This is a genomic window from Fulverythrobacter fulvus, assembly GCF_037154085.1.
Classification (GTDB): domain Bacteria; phylum Pseudomonadota; class Alphaproteobacteria; order Sphingomonadales; family Sphingomonadaceae; genus Andeanibacterium; species Andeanibacterium fulvum.
In genome coordinates this window covers 502304-524799 of record NZ_JBANRM010000001.1, presented here as the reverse complement: position 1 = coordinate 524799, position 22496 = coordinate 502304, and the positions used below count along the sequence as shown (strand labels likewise).

General features: G+C 63.0%; 22 protein-coding genes. 14 read left to right on the top strand and 8 right to left on the bottom strand.

From position 1 onward, the window contains the following. Positions 1-133: 133 nt before the first annotated feature. The 6 genes from WFP36_RS02440 to miaA form a co-directional block, all read right to left on the bottom strand. Positions 134-784 (bottom strand): YceI family protein, encoded by a 651-nt coding sequence (locus WFP36_RS02440; RefSeq protein ID WP_336977533.1) that lies wholly within the window; start codon positions 782-784, stop codon positions 134-136. A 173-nt stretch (positions 785-957) separates the two neighbouring features. Then, positions 958-1977, bottom strand: a complete 1020-nt coding sequence (ilvC, locus tag WFP36_RS02435) for a ketol-acid reductoisomerase (RefSeq protein WP_336977531.1) — start codon at positions 1975-1977, stop codon at positions 958-960. Between the two features lie 48 nt (positions 1978-2025). After that, positions 2026-2478: a lysozyme inhibitor LprI family protein gene (locus WFP36_RS02430; protein WP_336977529.1), complete on the bottom strand. Its 453-nt coding sequence runs from the start codon at positions 2476-2478 to the stop codon at positions 2026-2028. Further along, positions 2475-2990, bottom strand: a complete 516-nt coding sequence (gene ilvN / locus WFP36_RS02425) for an acetolactate synthase small subunit (protein ID WP_336977527.1) — start codon at positions 2988-2990, stop codon at positions 2475-2477. Before ilvN ends, WFP36_RS02430 begins: the two co-directional genes overlap by 4 nt. A gap of 12 nt (positions 2991-3002) precedes the next feature. Next, positions 3003-4751 (bottom strand): biosynthetic-type acetolactate synthase large subunit, encoded by a 1749-nt coding sequence (gene ilvB, locus WFP36_RS02420; protein ID WP_336977526.1) that lies wholly within the window; start codon positions 4749-4751, stop codon positions 3003-3005. A gap of 297 nt (positions 4752-5048) precedes the next feature. Then, on the bottom strand, positions 5049-6008 hold the full coding sequence (miaA, locus tag WFP36_RS02415) for a tRNA (adenosine(37)-N6)-dimethylallyltransferase MiaA (protein ID WP_336977524.1): 960 nt from the start codon (positions 6006-6008) through the stop codon (positions 5049-5051). Between miaA and serB the strand changes: the two genes are divergently transcribed. From serB to WFP36_RS02400, 3 genes are all read left to right on the top strand, one after another. After that, the gene (gene serB, locus WFP36_RS02410; protein WP_336977522.1) at positions 6001-6882 is read left to right on the top strand and encodes a phosphoserine phosphatase SerB; all 882 of its coding nucleotides are present in this window, start codon (positions 6001-6003) and stop codon (positions 6880-6882) included. The two genes, miaA and serB, sit on opposite strands and share 8 nt — an antisense overlap. Positions 6883-6943: 61 nt before the next feature. Then, positions 6944-7555 (top strand): DUF1345 domain-containing protein, encoded by a 612-nt coding sequence (locus WFP36_RS02405; RefSeq protein ID WP_336977520.1) that lies wholly within the window; start codon positions 6944-6946, stop codon positions 7553-7555. Between the two features lie 31 nt (positions 7556-7586). Beyond that, positions 7587-8444: a Coq4 family protein gene (locus tag WFP36_RS02400; protein WP_336977518.1), complete on the top strand. Its 858-nt coding sequence runs from the start codon at positions 7587-7589 to the stop codon at positions 8442-8444. 33 nt (positions 8445-8477) lie between these two features. On the opposite strand, the gene purL is transcribed toward WFP36_RS02400, so the two are convergent. Beyond that, on the bottom strand, positions 8478-10652 hold the full coding sequence (purL, locus tag WFP36_RS02395; RefSeq protein ID WP_336977517.1) for a phosphoribosylformylglycinamidine synthase subunit PurL: 2175 nt from the start codon (positions 10650-10652) through the stop codon (positions 8478-8480). A gap of 97 nt (positions 10653-10749) precedes the next feature. Here purL and WFP36_RS02390 point away from each other — a divergent pair, with 97 nt between their 5' ends. The 5 genes from WFP36_RS02390 (at position 10750) to queA (ending at position 14305) form a co-directional block, all read left to right on the top strand. Further along, positions 10750-11007, top strand: coding sequence for an exodeoxyribonuclease VII small subunit (locus WFP36_RS02390; protein ID WP_336977515.1), 258 nt, complete (start codon positions 10750-10752; stop codon positions 11005-11007). 3 nt (positions 11008-11010) lie between these two features. Then, the gene (locus tag WFP36_RS02385) at positions 11011-11919 is read left to right on the top strand and encodes a polyprenyl synthetase family protein (protein WP_336977513.1); all 909 of its coding nucleotides are present in this window, start codon (positions 11011-11013) and stop codon (positions 11917-11919) included. After that, on the top strand, positions 11920-12432 hold the full coding sequence (gene coaD / locus WFP36_RS02380) for a pantetheine-phosphate adenylyltransferase (RefSeq protein WP_336977512.1): 513 nt from the start codon (positions 11920-11922) through the stop codon (positions 12430-12432). Between the two features lie 96 nt (positions 12433-12528). Further along, complete coding sequence (locus tag WFP36_RS02375) at positions 12529-13230, top strand: peptidylprolyl isomerase (protein WP_336977511.1); 702 nt, start codon at positions 12529-12531, stop codon at positions 13228-13230. Positions 13231-13270: 40 nt separating this feature from the next. Next, positions 13271-14305, top strand: coding sequence for a tRNA preQ1(34) S-adenosylmethionine ribosyltransferase-isomerase QueA (gene queA / locus WFP36_RS02370; RefSeq protein ID WP_336977510.1), 1035 nt, complete (start codon positions 13271-13273; stop codon positions 14303-14305). 12 nt (positions 14306-14317) lie between these two features. On the opposite strand, the gene WFP36_RS02365 is transcribed toward queA, so the two are convergent. After that, on the bottom strand, positions 14318-16183 hold the full coding sequence (locus WFP36_RS02365; RefSeq protein ID WP_336977509.1) for a bifunctional diguanylate cyclase/phosphodiesterase: 1866 nt from the start codon (positions 16181-16183) through the stop codon (positions 14318-14320). 240 nt (positions 16184-16423) lie between these two features. On the opposite strand from WFP36_RS02365, the gene WFP36_RS02360 reads away from it, so the two are divergent. From WFP36_RS02360 to WFP36_RS02335, 6 genes are all read left to right on the top strand, one after another. Next, complete coding sequence (locus WFP36_RS02360; RefSeq protein WP_336977508.1) at positions 16424-17371, top strand: ABC transporter ATP-binding protein; 948 nt, start codon at positions 16424-16426, stop codon at positions 17369-17371. Then, entirely contained in the window at positions 17371-18162 is a 792-nt protein-coding gene (locus WFP36_RS02355; protein ID WP_336977507.1) for an ABC transporter permease, read from the top strand. The genes WFP36_RS02360 and WFP36_RS02355 overlap by 1 nt, the downstream gene beginning before the upstream one ends. A gap of 68 nt (positions 18163-18230) precedes the next feature. Continuing rightward, positions 18231-19139: a DUF481 domain-containing protein gene (locus tag WFP36_RS02350; RefSeq protein ID WP_336977506.1), complete on the top strand. Its 909-nt coding sequence runs from the start codon at positions 18231-18233 to the stop codon at positions 19137-19139. A 350-nt stretch (positions 19140-19489) separates the two neighbouring features. Further along, positions 19490-20611: a tRNA guanosine(34) transglycosylase Tgt gene (gene tgt / locus WFP36_RS02345; RefSeq protein WP_336977504.1), complete on the top strand. Its 1122-nt coding sequence runs from the start codon at positions 19490-19492 to the stop codon at positions 20609-20611. Between the two features lie 54 nt (positions 20612-20665). Next, positions 20666-20845, top strand: a complete 180-nt coding sequence (locus WFP36_RS02340; RefSeq protein ID WP_336977503.1) for a hypothetical protein — start codon at positions 20666-20668, stop codon at positions 20843-20845. Further along, positions 20845-22467 carry an NAD(P)/FAD-dependent oxidoreductase gene (locus WFP36_RS02335; RefSeq protein ID WP_336977502.1) on the top strand — a complete coding sequence of 541 codons (1623 nt, stop codon included), beginning with the start codon at positions 20845-20847 and terminating at the stop codon, positions 22465-22467. The genes WFP36_RS02340 and WFP36_RS02335 overlap by 1 nt, the downstream gene beginning before the upstream one ends. Positions 22468-22496 lie beyond the last annotated feature (29 nt).

Below are 22496 nucleotides of genomic sequence, written 5' to 3'. Positions count from 1 at the left end.
AAAGGTTTGGCAGGCGGGCGGAAAAGCCAGTGTCGTCATTGCGAGCGGCAATGCCGCGAAGCAATCCAGGGCGCCACGCAATGGGCCCTGGATTGCCACGGAACCTTCGGTCCCTCGCAATGACGCGATAGGCTTACTGCTTTTCGAAAGCAGCCGCGATGTCCAGATCGACCGTATCGGTTACTGCGGGCGCGGCAAAGTTGATGCCGAACTCCGAACGCTTGATGCGCGCGGTGCCCTTGAAACCGACGGTTTCCTTCTTGCTGTAAGGGTTGGCGCCGGCGCCGACGAATTCGGCGTTGATCGTCACAGGCTTGGTCACGCCATTGAGGGTGAGGTCGCCAGTAATGGTGGCCTTGTTGCCGCCGGAGGACTTGACCGAGGTGGACTTGAAGGTGGCGTCGGCCGGGCTGGCACCGAAGAAATCGGGGGCCTTGCCGTCCTTGCCTGCCGCCAGCAGGTGAGCGGTCAGGCCTGCATTCGCGGTGGTGACCTTGCCTACGGGGATCGTCACTTCGACCGAGCTGGCGGCAATGTTTGCCGGATCGAGCTTAAGCGTGCCCTTCACGTCGCCGAACAGGCCGAAATAGTCGGAGAAACCGAAGTGATTCACCTTCCAGCCGACCAGCGTGTGGCCCGGATCGGCAGCATAGGTGCCGGCGGTGACGACCGAAGCGTCGGCCTTGCCCGGGCTGCCGAGATCGCCGTTCTGCGCCTGAGCGCCCACGACATAGAGCAGGGCCGCGCCGGTGAGCGCCGCGATACCCATTTGAACTTTACGCATCCTTGAATTCCTCCCTTTGAGTTTAGCCCATGGAATGGATGGCCGGCACCTTGGCGTGCCGGTTTGATAAAGTCTACTGCCCATGCGTCTGACGCGCAGGACGGATAACAGAACGCCGCCGGCGGGGATATGATCCCGCCGGCGGCGCATGTTTCCGCAAAATGGAACGCGGATCAGTTCTTGGTCTGGTCGACCAGCTTGTTCGCGCCGATCCAGGGCATCATGGCGCGCAGGCGGGCGCCGGTCTGCTCGATCGGGTGAGCCGCGGCGGCCTTGCGGCTCGCCTTCAGTTCGGGCTGGCCAGCGCGGTTGTCGAGCACGAAGTTCTTCACGAAGCGGCCGGACTGGATGTCTTCCAGCACCTTCTTCATTTCCCACTTCGTTTCTTCGGTGATGATGCGCGGACCAGTGACGATGTCGCCATATTCGGCCGTGTTCGAGATCGAATAGCGCATGTTGGCGATGCCGCCTTCATACAGCAGGTCCACGATCAGCTTGGTTTCGTGGAGACATTCGAAATAGGCCATTTCCGGGGCGTAGCCAGCTTCCACCAGCGTTTCGAAACCGGCCTGGATCAGGTGAGTGATGCCGCCGCACAGCACGGCCTGCTCGCCGAACAGGTCGGTTTCGCACTCTTCCTTGAAGTTGGTTTCGATGATGCCGCTGCGGCCGCCGCCGACGCCCGAGGCATAGGCAAGGGCGATGTCATGCGCATTGCCGCTGGCGTCCTGGTGGACGGCGATCAGGCACGGCACGCCGCCGCCCTTCACATATTCGCCGCGCACGGTGTGGCCCGGGCCCTTGGGCGCGATCATGATCACGTCGATGTCCGACGGAGCTTCGATCAGGCCGAAGTGGATGTTGAGGCCGTGGGCGAAGGCAAGGGCGGCGCCCTTCTTCATGTTACCCTTCAGGTCGTTTTCCCAGATCGCGGCCTGGTGTTCGTCGGGTGCGAGGATCATCAGGATGTCGGCCCATTCGGCCGCTTCCTTGTTGCTCAGCACCTTGAAGCCGGCAGCTTCTGCCTTCGTGGCCGAAGCCGAGCCGGGACGCAGCGCGATGGCCACTTCCTTCACGCCGCTGTCGCGCAGGTTCTGCGCATGGGCGTGGCCCTGGCTGCCATAGCCGAGAATGGCGATCTTCTTGCCAGTGACCAGGTTCAGGTCCGCATCGGCGTCGTAATACACTTTCACGTCAACTATCCTTTCGCTTCACCGCCACGGCGGCGACATATTCAATGATCAGGACCCGTGCCGCAGATCTGCGGGAATTTTCGAAACGTTGAAATCCAGATCCGCCGCGCGGGCGGAGATGAGCATCTGCTGGCAACGCTGGGTGAGCCCGTATTCCACCAGCCCGTTCCGTTCAACCGTATAGAAGCGGCACGCGGCCGCCTGATATTCCATCCAGGCGTCTTTTTCGGCGACCAGGGCCTTACCTGCCGGAGTTCCGGTGCCGCCAACCGCCGCCAGAGCCGCGAACCAGGACTTGCCCAGTTCATCCCAGGCCCAGGCGACCTGTTCGTCAAAACAGGCGCGCGCGGCGGCTTCATCCGGGGTCTGCGAAATGCAGACGTCCTTGCCGGACGACTTGGAAACGGGAGCCAATACAGGCTCTCCGTCCTGCTGTGCTGTCGCAGGCACGGCGAGAACCGTGCATGCAGCCGCCAGCAATGCCGTCCGCAGGGAGGTCATGAGCCTTCCGGCCCGCGCATCATGCCGACCACCCCGGTGCGGCCCACTTCGACCAGCCCCAGTTCGCGCATCAGCGTGACGAAGCTGTCGATCTTGTCGGGCGTTCCGGTGAGTTCGAAGATGAAGCTCTGGGTCGTGGTGTCGACCACCTTGGCGCGGAACACATCGGCAAGGCGCAGGGCCTCGACGCGGTTCTCGCCCTTGCCGGCCACCTTGATCAGCGCCAGCTCGCGCTCGATATGCGGGCCTTCCTCGCTCAGGTCGATCACCTTGTGGACCGGCACCAGCCGTTCCAGCTGGGCGTGGATCTGGTCGATCACGGCCGGCGGCCCGTTGGTGACGATGGTGATGCGGCTGACCGCGTGGTTTTCGGTGATGTCCGCCACGGTCAGGCTGTCGATATTATAGCCGCGTGCGGTGAACAGGCCGGCAATCTTGGCGAGAATCCCCGCCTCGTTGTCGACGATGATGGTGAGCACGTGGCGTTCGGATGCTCGCTGCTGAATCTTCATTTCGGGCGCCCCTTACACCAGTGCCTTGGCTTCGTCTTCCATCGTGCCCGCAACCTCGTCGCCATAAAGCAGCATCTCGGTATGTGCGGCGCCCGACGGGATCATCGGGAAGCAGTTCGCTTCCTTTGCCACGCGGCAATCGACGATCACGGGCCCGTCATGCTCGATCATCGCCTTGATCCCGGCGTCGAGCTGGCTTTCATCCTCGATACGGATGCCCTTCCAGCCATAGGCCTCGGCCAGCATCACGAAATCGGGCAGACTGTCCGAATAGGAATTCGAATAGCGGCTTTCATAGGTCAGTTCCTGCCACTGGCGGACCATGCCCATGAATTCGTTGTTGAGGATGAACACCTTCACCGGCAGGCGGAACTGGCTGGCGGTGCCGAGTTCCTGGATGTTCATCTGGATCGATGCCTCGCCGGCAATGTCGATCACCAGGCTGTCCGGATTGCCGAGTTGCGCGCCGATTGCGGCAGGCAGGCCATAGCCCATCGTGCCCAGACCGCCGGAGGTCAGCCACTTGTTCGGCTTGTCGAAGCCGAAATATTGCGCGGCCCACATCTGGTGCTGGCCGACCTCGGTGGTGATGACCGGATCGTGTTCGCGGGTGAGGGCGAACAGACGCTCGATCGCGAACTGCGGCATGATGTCGCCGCTCTTGCTCTTGGCAGGATAGGCGAGGCTTTCCCGCGCGCGCCAGCCTTCGATCCGCGCCTTCCATTCGGAAAGATCCGCGGCCTTGCGCTTGCCCCACACGGTGATGAGCTGTTCCAGCACCGTCGCGCAATCGCCCACGATGCCCAGATCGACCGGGATCACCTTGTTGATCGAGGAACGGTCGATATCGATGTGGATCTTGGTCGAACCGGGCGAGAACGCATCGAGGCGGCCGGTCACGCGGTCATCGAAGCGCGCGCCGATGCAGACCATCACGTCGCACTGGTTCATCGCCAGATTGGCTTCGTAAGTGCCGTGCATTCCCAACATGCCCAGCCAGTCGGCATGATCGTGCGGGAAGGCGCCCAGGCCCATCAGCGTGCTGGTAACGGGCGCGCCGGTGAGCGACTGGAAGTGGCGCAGCAATTCAGTGGCCAGTGGGCCGGAATTGATGATGCCGCCGCCGGTATAGAGGATCGGGCGCTGGGCATTGGCGATCAGTTCGATTGCCTCGGCAATGTCTTCCACGCTGCCCGCCGTCTGCGGCGAGTAGCGGATCTTGCGCTGCACTTCGCCATCATGCCACATCGCGGTGGCGACCTGGACGTTCTTGGGAATGTCGATCACGACCGGGCCGGGGCGACCGGTCGTGGCGATCTGGAACGCCTCGTCGATGGTCGCGGCGAGGTCGGCCGGGTCCTTCACCAGGTAGTTGTGCTTGGAGCAGTGGCGGGTGATGCCGATCGTATCGGCTTCCTGGAACGCGTCCGAACCGATCAGGTTGGTCGCGACCTGCCCGGTGATGACCACCAGCGGGATCGAATCCAGGAAGGCGTCCGCAATACCGGTGACGGCATTGGTCGCGCCCGGACCCGACGTGACGAGCACGACGCCCGGCTTGCCGGTGGAGCGGGCATAACCCTCTGCCGCATGCGCCGCGCCGGCTTCGTGCCGGACGAGGATGTGGCGGATACGCTGATCGGAAAACAGCTCGTCATAGATCGGAAGCACCGCGCCGCCGGGATAGCCGAACACATATTCGACCCCCTGCTTGACCAGACTCTCGACCAGAATAGCCGCGCCGCTCTTTTCCTCGGCCACGTAGAATTCCTTTTTCTTCCTCGGGTGCCGGACTGATCCGGAACCCCTCCTCGAACGTGCCCCGCGCGATGTTTCGCGGCAGGGGCTTCACTAAATACCGACCCGGCATGGTTGGCTGCGTCGGCCAGTCCTATTCTAAAAACCGACCCGGCGCAGTCGGCTGCGTCGGCCAGTCCCTATTCTAAAAAACCGACCCGGCGCAGTGGGCTGCGCCGGGTCGCCTCTCCATCCGTTTGCAAGGCCCAGTGAGCCAAACTTGATGTGGCAGCTAGGAGATCGTTTATAACGCGTCAATGGTTAAATGAGTAATAATCTTTCAAAATATCTCTCAATGGGGAAATCGTGTGATGTGAATCTTTGCCAATCGCCCGGAAACTGGTGCTTTGCCCATGTAAATTGCCGCTTCACGTAATTTCGTGTCGCCTGAGTGCCCTTTGTTTGCGCCTCCTTGAGGCTCCATTCTCCGCGCAAAAAGGCGGCGACTTCGGACACGCCGATTGCGCGCATGACGGGTAGGGCGGGGTCCAATCCACGGGCGAGCAGGGTTGCAACTTCGTCCATTGCCCCGGTTTCCAGCATCCGGGCGAACCGGGTATCGCAGCGGCGGTAAAGCTCATCGCGCGGAGGGAGCAACACGGCGGCATGGAGATCGACCGCGCCAGCGATCCCGCCTTCGCTCCGCGCCTGCCAGAATGCGAGGGGCTCGCCGGTGGAGCGCACCACTTCAAGTGCCCGGGAAATCCGCGTAGTATCGGCTGCATCGAGCCGGGCAGCCCGTTCCGGGTCCTCGATCCTGAGCGCCGCATAGGCTTCGGCCACGGGCAGGGCGCGCACGGCCTCCCGCACGGTGGGATCGATTTCCGGCACCGGGGCGATCCCGTCCAGCAACGTGCGGATATAGAGGCCGGTGCCACCGACGAGGATCGGCACGGCGTCCCGTGCCTGAATTTCCGCAATCTCCCGCTTGGCGGTGCTGGCCCAATCGGCGGCGGAACAGGCGGTTGCACCGTCCCACGCACCGAACAGGCGATGCTCCACCCCCTGCATCTCTTCTGCCGATGGGCGGGCGCTCAGCACCGAAAGATCGGCATAGACCTGCGAGGCATCGGCATTCACTACCACGCCCCTGCGGCCATGCTCTGCAAGGGCGAGGGCGAGCCTTACGGCGAGATCGCTCTTGCCGCTGGCGGTTGGCCCTGCAATGAGCGCCAGCGCCGGTAGTTGGCCGGCCGAATTCGGAGACTGATCCTTGCTCATTGCCCGGCTGATAGCAGACCCTGCCACTCTTTCGGCAAGTCTCGATGCGGCAAGTGTCGCGCTGGAGCGCGAAGGCATGCGTCTTGCCATGGCGCAGATGCTGGATTTCTGCGGGGGCGCGCTGGAGCTTTCGCTGCCCGAGGGTGATAACGCGGCCCTGCGTGCGGTGCTGGACGAGCATTTTAGCCCCTCCGACCTGATCGTTGCCGAAGCCGATTTCCGGATTCCCAACCTGTTCGTCTCCGACATGGATTCGACCATGATCCAGGCCGAATGTATCGACGAGCTGGCCGATTTCGCCGGGATCAAGCACCAGATCGCCGCCATCACCGAACGCGCGATGCAGGGCGAACTCGATTTCGAAAGCGCCCTGCGTGAGCGCGTGATGCTGCTGCGCGATCTTTCCGAAGGCGCGATCTTCGAATGCCTCGACACGCGGATCGAGCCGATGCCCGGCGCACGGGTGCTGGTCGAAACGCTCAAGAGCAAGGGTTGTCGCACTGTGCTGGTGACCGGCGGTTTCCACCAGTTTGCCGATCCTGTGGCCGAACAACTGGGCTTCGAGCGCGTGGTCGCCAATCGCCTCGCGGTTGAAGGTGGCGTGCTGACCGGCGGGCTTGTCGGCGGGATCACCGATAGCGGGGTGAAGAAGGCCGTGCTGCTGGAAGAAATGGCCGAACTGGGCGAGGATGCCGTCTCGCTCGCCACGGGCGACGGTGCGAACGATATCCCCATGTTGGAAGCTGCGACTTATGGCGTGGCCTATCGCGCCAAGCCCAAGGCTCGCGCGGCCGCGAATGGCTGGATCGACCGGGGCGACCTTACCGCGATCCTCAACCTGCTGGGCATTCCGGAAAGCGAGTGGGTAAGCTAAACCCGCCCGTATGGGTGAACAAAGACTAAGCGGATGGCGGAGAATTCCTCATCCGCGATACATGCTCTTCCTGTTGCTGCTTGCGCTCGCCGCGGGTCCCTTCTTTGCCACATTGCGTGCGGGTGAGGCAGTAGCGGCGACTTTCGACGTCGCGGTTTTCGGCTTCGTCCTCACCTGCATTCCGCTGTGGCATGACGGCGCACCGCGTCAGATCAGATTGCAGGCCCAGCGCGACGATGCCGGGCAGGGACTGCTCCTGCTGCTTACCTCGCTCGTCACGGCCGCGGTGTTCACCGCGTTGGCGACGCTGAAGCTTGAATCCGACCATCTGGGGGCTGGCGGCGTCATACTGGTCGTGCTCACGCTGGTGGCAAGCTGGAGCTTCGCCAATTTGATCTACGCCTTCCATTATGCGCGTCTCTATTACTCGCAGGCCGGGGGCGGCGATCACAAGGGGCTTGACTTCCCGGGGGACGCCGAGCCGGCCTTTGCGGATTTCGTGAACTTCGCCTTTGTCATCGGAATGACCTGTCAGACCGCCGATATCGCCATCCGCTCCAGTCGCATGCGCAAGATCGCCACCTTTCACGGCCTGTTCGCCTTTGCGTTCAATCTGGGCATTCTGGCGCTATGCGTGAACGTCCTGGCGTCTCTGGGCGGCGGCGGATATTGACATCAATGTAAGTAGTGCTCATTCTTGTGGAATGAACGCTGCGGTACATTCGCCTGAATTCGACTCTGAATTCGATGACGCCGGGCCTTTCCGCGCGGAGGCGTTCGCTGCGCCTGCCGAGCTTCCGCTGTTCGATCCGCGCCGCCCGAAAGTGCGCTATCGCCCGCTCAAGGCGTGGCACCATTTCCGCAGGCTGGTGAAGAACAAGGAAGATACGTCCGAGGTCTTTCGTATTTTCGAAGCCTTGCCCTGGAAAGGCATGCCGGCTGCCGCACGGAAGTTTCTCGGCAGCGGGCAGGGCAGGGCAGTGATGGCTGTCGAACCCTCGCTAGTCGATCTGCTGGACGATCACGCAGCCTTGCGCCGAATGCCCAAGGGCAGTCTTGCGCATGCCTATTGCGACTTCATGGAAAGCGAAGGGCTGTCCGCGCAGGGGCTGGTCGATGAATTCGATCGCTTCATGGCCGACCGGCCGGATTATCGCGACCGGTTCACTCTCTATCTCAACCGTGTGCGTGACACGCATGACCTGCTGCATGTCCTCACAGGCTACGGCCGGGACGCGCTGGGCGAGCAGTGCGTGCTGGCCTTTTCCTATAGCCAGCAGCCCGCGCCCGCCCATCTGCTGATCGCCTATGCCGGTGCGCGTGAAATCGCGAAGCGGGCGCCTCAGGCACCGGTCTATCGCGCGGTGCGAGAAGCGCAAAGACTGGGCAAAGCCTGTCCGCGCGTGGCTGAGCTCTCAGTGCGGGACTGGCTGCCTGTGCAATTGGAAGAAGCGCGCGCTATGCTGAACATCACGCCGCCGCATTACTACCGCGAGTGCCATCGCATCTGGCGAAACGAAGGGATCGACCCCTATCAGGTGCTTAAGCCGCAGGCCGCCTGAATAGCTGCCCGCGGCTTTGCGCCGGAATGGCTGTCAGCCTTCCATCCAGTCCTTGAAGAAGCTCTCGTTGGCTGTGCGCAGCGCGTCGAGCGCAACGCCCGCCACGCCGGTGCCGCCCACGGTGCCGAGCCGCTGGGCGCCGGGGATTTCCACACCGGCAGGCGCGGTCACGACATAACGGCCCTGATCCTCGCCAAAGGCCTTGGCGGCATCGAGTTCCACATCAAGCTGGGCGCCAAAGCCTCCCGCCAGCGCCATTTCCGCGATCGCGACCAGCAGGCCGCCATCCGAAATGTCGTGGACGGCGGTAACGGCCTGAGCCTTGACCAGCGCGCGCACTTCCTCGCCATGCTTGCGCTCGGCAGCGAGATCGACCGGCGGGGGAGCGCCGGCTTCGCGGCCGTGCATCTCGCGCAGCCACAGCGACTGGCCGAGATGACCGGTCTCGCCGCCGATCAGCCAGATCGCGTCGCCTTCCTTCTTGAAGGCGATCGTGGCCATTTTCGAATAATCGTCCAGCAGGCCGACGCCGCCAATGGCCGGGGTCGGCAGGATGGCGCTGCCACCGCCAGTGGCCTTGGATTCGTTGTAAAGCGAGACGTTGCCGCTCACGATCGGGAAGTCGAGCGCGCGGCAGGCATCGCCCATGCCTTCGAGGCAGCCGGTGAACTGCGCCATGATTTCCGGGCGTTCCGGGTTAGCGAAATTGAGGCAGTTGGTGACGGCCAGCGGAGTACCGCCCACCGCGCTGATATTGCGATAGGCTTCGGCAATCGCCTGCTTGCCGCCTTCATAAGGATCGGCATAGCAATAGCGCGGCGTGCAATCGGTGCTGATCGCCAGTGCCTTCTTGGTGCCGTGCACGCGCACAACTGCCGCGTCGCCGCCCGAAAGCTGCAAGGTATCGCCGCCGACCTGGCTGTCATATTGCTGCCAGATCCATGCGCGCGAGGCGAGATCGGCGCTGCCCATCAGCTTGAGGAGGTCCGCGCCCAGATCGGTCGAAGCAGGCAGATCGCCCACTTCGCCGCGCTTGGCCCAGGCCTGATATTCTTCGCGGCTGAGGGAGGGGCGGTCATATTCCGGAGCATCGTCGGCCAGCGGGCCGAGCGGGATGTCGCACACCACTTCGCCGTTGAATTCCAGCACCATGTGGCCGGTATCGGTCACTTCGCCGATCACGGCGAAATCGAGTTCCCACTTGCGGAAGATGGCTTCGGCCATGGGTTCCTTGCCGGGCTTCAAGACCATGAGCATGCGCTCCTGGCTTTCGCTCAGCATCATTTCATAAGGCGTCATGCCCTCTTCACGGCAAGGCACCTTGTTCATGTTCAGCCGGATACCCGCGCCACCCTTGCTCGCCATTTCCACCGAGGAGGAAGTGAGGCCGGCAGCCCCCATGTCCTGAATGGCGACGATGGCGTCGGTCGCCATCAGTTCAAGGCAGGCCTCGATCAGCAGCTTTTCGGTGAAGGGATCGCCGACCTGCACGGTGGGGCGCTTCTCTTCCGAATTCTCCCCGAAATCGGCGCTCGCCATGGTCGCGCCATGGATGCCGTCGCGCCCGGTCTTCGAGCCGACATAGACGATGGGGTTACCAAGGCCGGTGGCAGCGGAATAGAAGATCTTGTCCGTATCGGCCACGCCCACCGTCATCGCATTGACGAGGATATTGCCATCATAGGCCGGGTGGAAATTGGTTTCGCCGCCAACAGTGGGCACGCCCACGCAATTGCCGTAGCCGCCGATCCCCGCAACCACGCCGGAGACGAGGTGCTTCATCTTGGGATGATCGGGGCGGCCGAAGCGCAGCGCATTCATGTTCGCCACCGGGCGGGCGCCCATGGTGAACACGTCGCGCAGAATGCCGCCAACGCCCGTGGCTGCGCCCTGATAGGGTTCGATATAGCTGGGGTGGTTGTGGCTCTCCATCTTGAAGATGGCGGCCTGGCCCTTGCCGTCCGGCCCTTCGCCGATATCGATCACGCCGGCATTCTCGCCGGGGCCGCAGATCACCCACGGGGCCTGCGTCGGCAGCTTCTTCAGGTGAAGGCGCGAGGATTTATAGGAGCAATGCTCCGACCACATGACCGAGAAGATGCCAAGCTCCACCAGATTGGGCTCGCGGCCCAGCCGGTCGAGGATGATGGCATATTCGTCTTTGCTCAGGCCGTGTTCGGCCACGATTTCGGGAGTGATCTGGGACATGGAGCCGCCCTTAGCGCCGCCCATCGCGCTGCGCCAGCCCTTCAAGCCACTTGGCGCGCTTGACCGTGCGGCTTGTCCCCGTCATTGCTCGGCCAACATGGCGGAAAGCTCAGACACTATCGCGGGAATGACCTTCGAAGACGCGCTGCGCGCGCTGGAAGAGGTCGTGAGGAAGCTCGAAAGCGGCGAAGTGCCGCTCGACGAATCGATCACGCTCTATGAGCGGGGGGAGGCGTTGCGGATGCATTGCCAGGCCCGGCTCGATGCGGCGCAGGCCCGGATCGAGAAGATCGTAGCCGGGCCGGACGGCATGCCATCGGGCACCGTGCCGCTCGATCCCGACGGGGGCGCCTGAGCCATGGCGATTACCGGCGTGTCGGACAGCGTGCTCGCGCGCGGGCTTGAGCGGATCGCTATCGATATCGACAGGGCGTTCGATGAATTGCTGCCGTTGCCTGAAGACGCGCGGCGGCGTCTGGTGGAAGCGATGCGCTACGCCACGATCGGGGGTGGCAAGCGCCTGCGCCCGCTGCTGGTGGCGGCAACCGCTGACCTTTACGGAGTGGACCGGGCACAGGCCGTGCGAGCCGGGGCCGCGATAGAGGCGATCCATGTCTATTCGCTGATCCACGACGATCTGCCCTGCATGGACAATGACGATCTGCGCCATGGCAAGCCGACTGTCCACAAGGCGTTCGACGATGCGACAGCAGTGCTGGCCGGAGATTCGCTCCACGCGCTCGCTTTCGAAATTCTGTCCGATCCGCGCATGAGCGGCGATCCCTTCATGCGGGCCGAACTGGTGGTCACGCTCGCGCGGGCCAGCGGACATGACGGGATGGCAGGCGGCCAGATGATGGACATGGCGGCCGAGACAGAGACGTTCGACCTCCACACGATTACCCGGCTGCAGCAGCTCAAGACCGGCGCCCTTCTGGGGGCGGCCGTGGAAATGGGCGCGATTCTCGGCCGGGTGCCGCATGAGGGCAGGGCGCATCTACGCAACTATGCACGCGATATCGGCCTTGCCTTCCAGATTGTGGACGATCTGCTCGACCACGAAGGAGATCCTGAAAAGGCCGGCAAGGCGCTACGCAAGGACGACGCACAGGGCAAGCAGACCTTCGTCTCGCTGCTCGGCCCGGAACGTGCGCGCGATCAGGCCCATGCGCTGGTCGATCAGGCCATCGGTCACCTCGCCGCGCACGGCAAGGAAGCGGATCTGCTGCGCGCCATCGCGCGGTTCATTGTCGAGAGGGACCGTTGAATGGCCCAGCGCATAGGCATCTATCCGGGTACGTTTGACCCGATCACGCTGGGTCATACCGATATCATCCGGCGCGGGGCCAAGCTGGTCGACCGGCTGATTATCGGCGTAACTACCAATCTGGCGAAAGACCCGATGTTCTCACCCGATGAGCGCATGGCGATGGTCCGGCGTGAGGTCGAGGCACTGGGGCTGGGCAATGTCGAGGTGGTGGGTTTCAATGCACTGCTGATGAAATTCGCGGAAAGTCAGAATGCTGCCGTCATCATTCGCGGCCTGCGCGCCGTGGCGGACTTTGAATATGAGTTCCAGATGGCCGGCATGAACCAGCAGCTCAATCCGAATATCGAGACGCTGTTCCTGATGGCCGATGTCAGCCTGCAACCCATCGCTTCGCGCCTCGTGAAGGAAATCGCCCTGTTTGGCGGCGATATTTCGCGCTTCGTCAGCCCGGCAGTTTGTGCCGAGGTTGTCGCCCGCGTGGAGGAACTGGGCCGGAGGGGTGACTTTTGACCCAATTGAGTGCAGGCACCATCGTTCATTGAACCGACAGTCCTTCGCCGCTACACCGCGCGGGAAGAGAGTGCTCCGAGAGAACAGTAAGCTTCCATGATCAAACGCCTGACTGCCGCGGCGCTCGCCATCGCCCTTGCCGGTACGCCATCCTTCGTTGCGGCTGAAGAAGCTGCCGCCGAGGCCGCACCGGCTCCGCGCCTGTTTATGCCGGTGAACTACAACCCGCAGGAAGATCTGGAGAATATTCTCTATCTCGACCTGTCGAACGGCAAGCGCGTCACTATCCGCCTGATGCCCAGCTGGGCGCCCGAACATATCGAGCGGATCAAGACGCTGACCCGTCAGGGCTTTTATGACGGGATCATCTTCCACCGCGTGATCGATGGCTTCATGGCGCAGACGGGCGATCCGACCGGCACAGGCCAGGGCGGGTCGGAACTGCCGGACCTGAAGCAGGAATTCAATCCGATGCCGCATGTGCGCGGCACCGTTTCCATGGCGCGTGCGCAGGGCGAGGACAGCGCCAACAGCCAGTTCTTCATCGTATTCTATCCGCGCCTGGGTCTGGACCGGAAATACACCAATTTCGGCCGCGTGATCGGCGGTATGGATGCAGTGGATGCGATCCAGCGTGGCGAGCCGCCCGCGAATCCCACCCGGATCGTGCAGGCTTCCATCGGGTCGGACAATAAGGCCCCGCCCGTTATCGCTCCGCCCGCGCAGGAGGTGATGATCACGGCCGATATGCTGAATGCGGCCTCGTCTGCTGCGTCGGACTCGCCAGAGGGCCAGTAAGGCGCTTCCAACCCGGCAAGACAGGCTCTAGACGCGCGCCATGCGTGTTGACCTGTTCGATTTCGAGCTTCCGCCCGAACTGATTGCCTTGCGTCCGGCGCGGCCGCGCGATTCCGCGCGTCTGCTGTTGGCGAAGGGCGACGCCCCGCTGGAGGATCGGATCGTCTCCGATCTGCCGGGCCTGCTGCGCGCGGGCGACGTGCTGGTGTTCAACGATACGCGCGTCATTCCCGCCCAGCTCGAAGGGCGGCGCGGCGAGGCGAAGATTGGCGCGACGCTGCACAAGCGCCTGGACCTGCGGCGATGGCAGGCCTTCATCCGCAACGCCAAGCGGCTGATACAGGGCGATGTGATCGAATTCGCCAACGGCGTGACCGCGCTGGCGGAAGAGCGGCACGATGATGGCAGCTGGACCCTGCATTTCACAGGCGAGGAACCGGTGGAGGTCCTTCTCGAACGGGCCGGCCAGATGCCGCTGCCCCCCTATATCGCCGGCAAGCGCCCCACGGATGAGGCGGACCGGCAGGATTACCAGACGATGTTCGCCGAAAAGGACGGTGCGGTCGCCGCGCCAACGGCGGCTTTGCACTTCACACCCGGCCTGATCGCCGCACTCGACGAAAAGGGTGTGAAGCGCGAGACACTGACCCTCCATGTCGGCGCGGGCACTTTCCTGCCAGTGAAGGCCGACGATACGGACGAGCATCGCATGCATGCCGAATGGGGCAGGATCGATGCGGAAACCGCCGACCGTCTCAACGCCGCGCGCGCAGCGGGCGGGCGGATCATCGCCGTCGGCACCACGTCGCTGCGCGTGCTGGAAAGCGCTGCGGGGGATAACGATGTCATCCGTCCGTTCGAAGGCGATACGGCGATCTTCATCACGCCGGGCTATCGCTTCAAGGCGATCGACGGGCTGATGACCAATTTCCACCTGCCGAAATCGACCCTGTTCATGCTGGTCAGCGCGCTGATGGGGCTCGAGAAGATGCAGGCGGTCTATGCTCACGCGATTGCACATGGCTATCGCTTCTACAGCTATGGGGATTCCAGCCTGTTGCTGCCGAAAGGCTAGGGCAGCGACGCCTCAGGCAACGCGGCGGGTGACGGGCACCTCGGGTTTCGCTTCGTGTTCGCGCAGGTCGAGCGGAGTGCTCCCGGCAGAGCCCTGGCCATGCCTGCGCAGCATTTCGGTCGCCTTGCCGCGGCTGATCGGGCGGGAAAAGATGTAACCCTGTGCATCGGCACAGCCCATTTCGGTAAGCAGGTCGATCTGCTCGGGCGTTTCGACCCCTTCGGCAACCGCCGCAATTCCCAGGTCGCGGGCAATCTGGAGGATGCCCCTGACGATGGCCGAACTGGGATGGCCGGGCGAGAGCTTGCGCACGAAGGACTGGTCGACCTTGAGAATGTCGATCGGCACGGTCAGCAGATGCGTCAATGCGGCAAAGCCAGTGCCGAAATCGTCCAGGGCAACCTTGATCCCGCGCATCCTCAGATCGCGAATGCCCGAGGCGACCACCTGGTCGCGCTGACCGAGATAGGCGTCTTCCGTAACTTCGATCGTCAGGTGATCGAAGGGAATGCCATGCTCGCCGAAGGATCTGTCGATCTTCTCATGGAGATTGCCGAAATAGAAATCGGCCGAGGTCACGTTCACCCCGACATGGCGGACGGGCAGGGCAAGGTCGAGCCAGGTGCGGATATCCTGTGCCACCAGCGTGAGCACACGCGTGGTCAGTTCCGCCGAAACGCGGGCATCGGCGAAGGCTTCCTGAAAGAGCGAGGCAGGCAGCACGCGGCCCGATGCGTTTTTCATGCAGCTCAGTGCCTCGAAACCCACGATCTCCCGTGTGGCAAGGCTGACGATGGGCTGATAGCGCACGTCGATCCGGTTATCGCCCAGCGCGTTGATAACATCGCGCACCGCGTCGCGGCGATAGGCCATGCGCGTGCCGATCCCCGGCCAGTAGCGCACGAAGCCGCCGCGCATGGTGTCCTTGGCGTGGTAGAGCGCGAAGTCAGCATTGCGCCGTACCGTGCCGGGCATCACGTCAGTGGGCGCGAGTACGGCCCCGCCGATCGTGGCGCGCGGCAGGAAAGTGTGGTTGTCGTGCTGGACGGGGGCGGAAATGGCCGTCAGCAGCGTCTCGGCCGTCCGGTAGAGGTCCTGCAGGAAATGCTGCCCCTGGATGATGACAGTGAATTCATCGCCGCCGGTGCGGAACACCTTGTCCGGCACCATGGCCTCGGCAATGCGCTGCCCCGCCGCACGCAGCAGGGCATCGCCCACATCGTGGCCGAAGGTGTCGTTGGTGACCTTGAGATTGTCGATATCGACGATGAATAGCCCCCAGGAGCCGGGCAGTTCGCAGCGCAACTGAGTCAGCGCCTCGTCGAAGGCGGCACGGTTTGGCAGGCCGGTTAGCCCATCGATAGTTGCCCTGCGCTCGCGGTCGAGGATGCGCTGCTGGCGGGCAAGCGCGAGGCCGCACAGTTCGGCGCAGATTTCCATCACGTGTTGTTCGGCCCGGTTGGGCGTGTGCTTGTCCTCAAAATAGACCGCCAAGGCGCCGATGGCCTTACCGGCTTCATCCCGCACAGGCATGGAACTGCAGGCGTGCAGGCCGATCGGCAGGGCGAGCTGCCTGAAGCTTGCCCATTTGGGGTCGGTCTCGATATCGTGCACGCAGGTGAAGCGGTTATGATACATCGCGCTGCCGCAGGAGCCCACGTCAGGGCCGATCAGCAAACCGTCGAGTGCGTTGATATAGGCATCGGGGATGTTGGGGCCGGAAAGCGGATGGATCATGCCCGCCGGGTCGACCGAAACGATGGAGCAGCGGCCTGATACGAAGAAGTCCTCGGCACCGGTGCAGAGCCGATCCAGTATCTCCTTGAGCGGGCTGCCTTTGGCAATCTGCTCGAGAATAGTGTTCCTGAACTTTAGCAAGCACCGATCCCAAGCAGCACCCTTCAGTCGGGCGTGCATAATAATTCTACAGACAATTAAAATTTGCATTAACGGCCAGTCAGTCAATGCAAATTTCGGCTCAGCGGGCGCGCGTTTCACCGTAATTCGAATGGTTATTGCGGATGGCCGTCTGCCCGGCATCGGGTGGAGGTTGCGACTGCGTTGCATTCTTTCCGCCGGGTGCTTGCAATGCGGGCGCAAGACGCCAATCTCCCGCGGGTGACTGATACGATTCTCGACATTCAGGGCCTTTCAAAGACCTATAAGGGTGGGCTCAAGGCGCTGGACGGCGTCGATCTTCAGATCCGCAGGGGCGAGATTTTCGCGCTTCTGGGGCCCAACGGCGCGGGCAAGACCACACTGATCGGCTCGGTCTGCGGGCTCGTGCGGCCCACCGGCGGCACCATTACTGCTTTTGGCACCGATCTGTTGCGCAACTGGCGTGCGGCCCGGGCGCGTATCGGGCTGGTGCCGCAGGAACTGGCGACCGACATGTTCGAGAAGGTCAGCCGCTCGGTTGCCTTTTCGCGCGGGCTGTTCGGCATGGCGCCCAATCCGGACCGGATCGAGGAAGTGCTGCGCTCGCTCAGCCTGTGGGACAAGCGCGATGCGCAGATCCGCGCGCTGTCGGGCGGGATGAAGCGCCGGGTGCTGATCGCCAAGGCGCTCGCCCACGATCCCGACCTGCTGTTTCTCGACGAGCCCACGGCCGGCGTCGATGTCGAACTGCGCCGCGACATGTGGAAACAGATCGGCGCCCTGCGCGAACGGGGCACGACCATCATCCTCACCACCCACTATATCGAGGAGGCCGAGGAAATGGCTGACCGGGTGGGCGTCATCAACAAGGGGCGCATCCTGCTGGTGGAGGACAAGTCCACCCTGATGGCACGCATGGGCCGTACCGAAGCGGTATTCAGCCTGGACGAGCCGCTGGCGGAGATTCCCTCGGCACTGGTCGGTTTCCCGCTGCACCTTTCCGAAGATCGCAAGGCAGTGATCTATCGTGGGGGTGACGGCACCGGGGAAGGCAAGCGCGAAGTGGCCGACCTTACCCGTGCGCTGGTGGCGCAGGGGATCGTCTATACTGCGCTCGATATCCATGAATCCTCGCTGGAGGACATTTTCGTCGATCTGGTGGATCGCAAGCCGGAAGGGATTGCATAATGAGCGCGCATCAGGGCAGCGCCCCCATCCTCAACTGGCGCGGGGCCTGGGCGATCTTCAACAATGAATTGATGCGCGCCTTCCGCACCTGGATTGGCTCGATCTTTTCGCCCGTGCTGACAACTTCGCTCTATTTCATCGTCTTCGGCGCCGCGATCGGATCGCAGATCAACGAGGTGAACGGGGTATCCTATGGCGCGTTCATCGTGCCGGGCCTGCTGATGCTCACACTGTTGAGCGAGAGCACCAACAACGCCAGCTTCGGCATCTACATGCCGCGTTTCACCGGTGCGATCTACGAACTGCTGTCCGCGCCGGTCGGCTTCGTCGAAACGCTGATCGGCTTCGTCGGCGCTGCGGCAGTCAAGTCGCTCATCCTGGCGACGATCATCCTCGTCACTGCGACAGTGTTTGTGGATTACCAGATCGCCCATCCGGTCTTCGCGCTGGGCTATATCCTGCTGATTTCCGCTTCCTTCTCGCTCTTCGGGTTCATCCTTGGCATCTGGGCGGACGGGTGGGAGCGGCTGCAGATCGTGCCGGTACTGTTCCTCACCCCGCTGACCTTCCTGGGCGGGACCTTCTATTCGATCGATATGCTCGGCGAGCCGTGGCGCACCATCGCTCTGGTCAATCCGATCGTCTATCTGGTGAACGGCCTGCGCTGGACCTTTACGGGCCAGTCGGATGTGGGAATCTGGCTCTCGTTGAGCATGACGATGGCGTTCCTCGCAATTTGCATAGGAACCATCGCAATCATCTATCGCACCGGGTGGCGCCTGCGAGATTGACCGGTTATGTCTCTAATATCGTGAGACATCCGGCCCGAATCCTTTGCGTGCTTGCGGCACCCTGCGCCATGATGGCTGCCCCCGCCATGGCGGAATTGCCGCAGCCGGTGCGCGAGATGGTGGAGGCTGCCATTGCCACGGGCGATCCGGCCAAGGTGAAGACCGTGGTGGAGATCGCCAAGGCGACCAATCCTGGCGACACGGCCCAGCTCGAGGCCATGGAGGCTTCCTTTGCCGCTAAGCAACAGGAACTGGCCAAGGCCTCCGCGGCCAAGGAAGAGGCTAGGCTTCGCTCGGCCGGATTGCTTCAGAACTGGTCGGGCAGCGGGGAAGTGGGGGCATCCTTTGCTTCGGGCAACAGCGATAATGCCGGTGCGTCCCTTGGTGTCGAACTCAAGCGCAAGGGGATCGACTGGAGCCATCGGCTGCGCGCGACGTTGGATTACCAACGCTCCAATGGAGCCACTACGCGGGAACGGTATTTCCTCTCTTATGAGCCGCGCTACCAGATCGACGATGGCCTGTTCGCCTATGGCCTCGCCCAATATGAGCAGGACCGGTTCCAGGGCTTTGCGGGCCGTTACGCCGCATCCGGCGGGCTCGGCTACACCGTGCTGAATGGGAACGGCATTACCCTTGCCACCAAGCTCGGCCCGGCCTTCCGCCGTACCGACTATCTCGACGGCAGTGGCGAAAGCCGCCTGGCCGTGCTGGCGGGTATGAATTTCGACTGGAAGATTACTGACCGGCTGAAGTTGACGCAGGATACCAATATGGTGGCGGAGACGGGCAGCGAAGCGACGGTGATTGTCGATTCAGCCAATACCAGCGTCAATCTCGTCACCGGGCTCGAGGCGAAGATCAGCAGGCGCCTTTCGACGCGCCTGTCTTTCGATCTCGATTATAACAGCAATCCGCCACAGGATTCCGTCAGCACGGACACGCTTTCGCGCTTCACACTGCTCTACGGTTTCTGACTCCTACCGGCAGGGAAATCACTTTCCTACACGTATAAGGATGGTGTTTATCCTGCGCGATGAAACGCCCCGCCTTCGCCTCGTCTCCTACATCTGAAGCTTGCGCCCCTTCGGTCGGCCGCGACGTGCCGGGCTTGCACGAAAACCCGAAACGGAAGGTGACACTTCGGCCAGCGCGCGGCTCCGAAAAGCGGCGCGAATTCGCGCCTCGCAAGCATGACACGCCATACACGAAACAGGGCATTTTCCTGCCCGAAAGGGTGACACATCGGCCCCGCCATTGCGGGCCCGGACCATCCACGCGGCCTCACCCTCTCGACTCCGGGCGAGGGCGGCGGCAAGGGGGATCGATGACCCGTTTTTCTTTCACTATCGATGCGATCGACGGCAAGGCGCGCACCGGCCGGATCGACATGCTGCGCGGCGAAATCCGCACCCCGGCCTTCATGCCAGTGGGCACGGCTGCCACCGTCAAGGCCATGAAGCCAGAGGATGTGCGCAAGACCGGCGCGGATATCATCCTGGGCAATACCTATCACCTGATGCTGCGCCCCTCCGCCGAGCGCGTTGCCAAGCTGGGCGGGCTGCACAAGTTCATGAACTGGCATCGCCCGATCCTGACCGACAGTGGCGGCTATCAGGTGATGAGCCTTTCGGACCTGCGCAAGATCACCGAGGAAGGCGTTAGCTTTCGTAGCCATCTTGACGGTTCGAAGCACATGCTCACTCCCGAACGCTCGATGGAGATCCAGCGCCTGCTCGGGTCCGACATCGTGATGGCCTTCGACGAATGCCCTCGGGCCGATCAGCCCCGCGACGTGATCGCCCGCAGCATGGAAATGTCGATGCGCTGGGCGAAGCGCAGCCGGGATGGGTTCGACAGCGGCGAGGAACACGCTGCCCGATCGGCCTTGTTCGGCATCCAGCAGGGCGCGCTGGACGAGGGCCTGCGCCGCCACAGTGCCGAGGCATTGGCGGAGATCGGCTTCGACGGTTATGCCATCGGCGGCCTTGCAGTGGGCGAAGGGCAGGAGGCGATGTTCGCCACGCTCGATTTCGCACCGGGCCAGCTTCCGGCAGACCGTCCGCGCTATCTCATGGGTGTCGGCAAGCCTGACGATCTGGTCGGTGCGGTGGAGCGCGGCGTGGATATGTTCGATTGCGTGTTGCCCACCCGCTCCGGCCGCAACGGGCAGGCCTTCACCTGGACCGGCCCGCTCAACCTGCGCAACGCCAAATATGCCGAGGATACCGGTCCGCTGGACGAGCGTTGCACTTGCCCCACTTGCGCCACCTATAGCCGCGCCTATCTCCACCACCTGATCAAGGCAGGCGAGATTCTGGGCGCCATGCTGATGACGGAGCACAACCTCTCTTTCTACCAGCAGTTGATGCAGGCGATGCGCGATGCGATCGGGCAGGGGCGCTTTGCAGCCTTCGCCGCCGATTTCCGGCGCGACTACCTGCGCTGAGCAGTTCTGGACGAAGCACTCGCCGGTTGCGGGCGGATGCGCTAAGGGCGCGGCATGGCGGAACGATTTGAGCGGCACAAGCAACCCTGGACCTCGGAAGAGATCCAGAAACTGCACACTCTGGCCAAGAAGGGCATGGCGCTGAAGGCCATCGCCAAGGCGCTGACCCGCAGCGAGGAATCGGTGAAGGCCCGCGCCAAGGCCGATGGACTGAACATCGCGAAAAAGCACTGATGCTGCGCCTTTCCGGACTGACCCTGCCGCTCGATCACGAGCCTGAGGCTCTGCCTGCGGCCATCTGCGATCGCCTTGGTGTCGCGCGCGAGGATTTGCGCGAATTCACTATCTTTCGCCGCGGCAACGATGCGCGGCGGCGTAACGCCATCCTGCTGGTCTACACCGTCGATGTGGCCCTCGCGGACGAGGGCGAGGTGCTGGAACGCCTGGCAGGCGACAAGGATGTCCGCCCGACGCCGGACATGACCTATCGCCCGCCCGTCACTGCCCCGGAAGGCTGGTCGGGCAAGAGGCCTGTCGTCATCGGCGCCGGGCCTTGCGGGCTGTTTGCGGGCCTGATCCTCGCGCAGATGGGGTTCCGCCCGATCATCCTCGACCGCGGCAAAGTTGTGCGCCAGCGGACCAAGGACACATGGGGCCTGTGGCGGCGTTCAGAATTCAACCCGGATTCCAACGTCCAGTTCGGGGAAGGGGGCGCTGGCACCTTCTCGGATGGCAAGCTCTATTGCCGGGTCAAGGACCCGCGCTTTCTCGGCCGCAAGGTGCTGGAGGAATTCGTCCGCGCCGGCGCGCCTGACGACATTTTGTGGGAAGCGCACCCGCATATCGGCACCTTCCGCCTTGTCACCATGGTGGAGAGCATCCGTCGCACCATCGAGGAACTGGGCGGCGAATATCGCTGGCAGACGCGGGTGGACGATATTGAGCTGGATCGCCTGCCTGACGGGCGCAGGCAGTTGCGGGGCCTGTATCTCCAGGACGGCAGCTTCCTTGAGGCTGACCATGTCGTCTTTGCCATTGGCCACAGCGCTCGGCCGACCTTCGAGATGCTCCACCGCCAGGGCGTTCATATGGAGGCCAAGCCCTTCTCGATCGGCGTCCGGATCGAACATCCGCAGAGCTGGATCGACCGGGCACGTTACGGCAATTGCGCAGGCCATCCCGATCTTGGCGCAGCGGCTTACAGCCTGGTGCATCATTGTTCCAATGGCCGCTCGGTCTACAGCTTCTGCATGTGCCCCGGAGGCCGCGTCGTTGCCGCCACGTCGGAGGAAGGGCGCGTGGTGACCAATGGCATGAGCCAATATTCACGCGCCGAATTCAATGCCAATTCCGGCCTTGTCGTCGGCATCGACCCGGAACGCGATTATCCGGGTGGGCCATTGGCGGGGATCGAGTTCCAGCGCCAATGGGAATCGCTGGCTTTCGTAGCAGGTGGTTCGACCTACGCCGCCCCGGGGCAGAAGGTGGGGGATTTCCTCGCCGGACGGCCTTCGACCGAGCTCGGACAAGTGCAGCCCTCCTACAAGCCGGGCGTGACCATGACCGACCTGTCCCAATGTCTGCCGGCCTTTGCCATCGAGGCAATGCGCGAGGCACTGCCGGTCTTTGGCCGCCAGATTGCCCGCTATGACGATCCGGACGTGGTGATGACCGGTGTGGAAACACGCACGTCTTCCCCCTTGCGGATAACACGCGGCAAGGATTTTCAGAGCCTCAACACCGAGCGTCTGTTCCCGGCGGGCGAGGGGGCAGGCTATGCCGGAGGTATTCTCTCCGCCGCGATCGACGGGATCAAGGTGGCAGAGGCAGTGGCACGCAGCATCGTCGCACGTTGACGCCAGCCGCGGATGTACGCGGGGCTTAC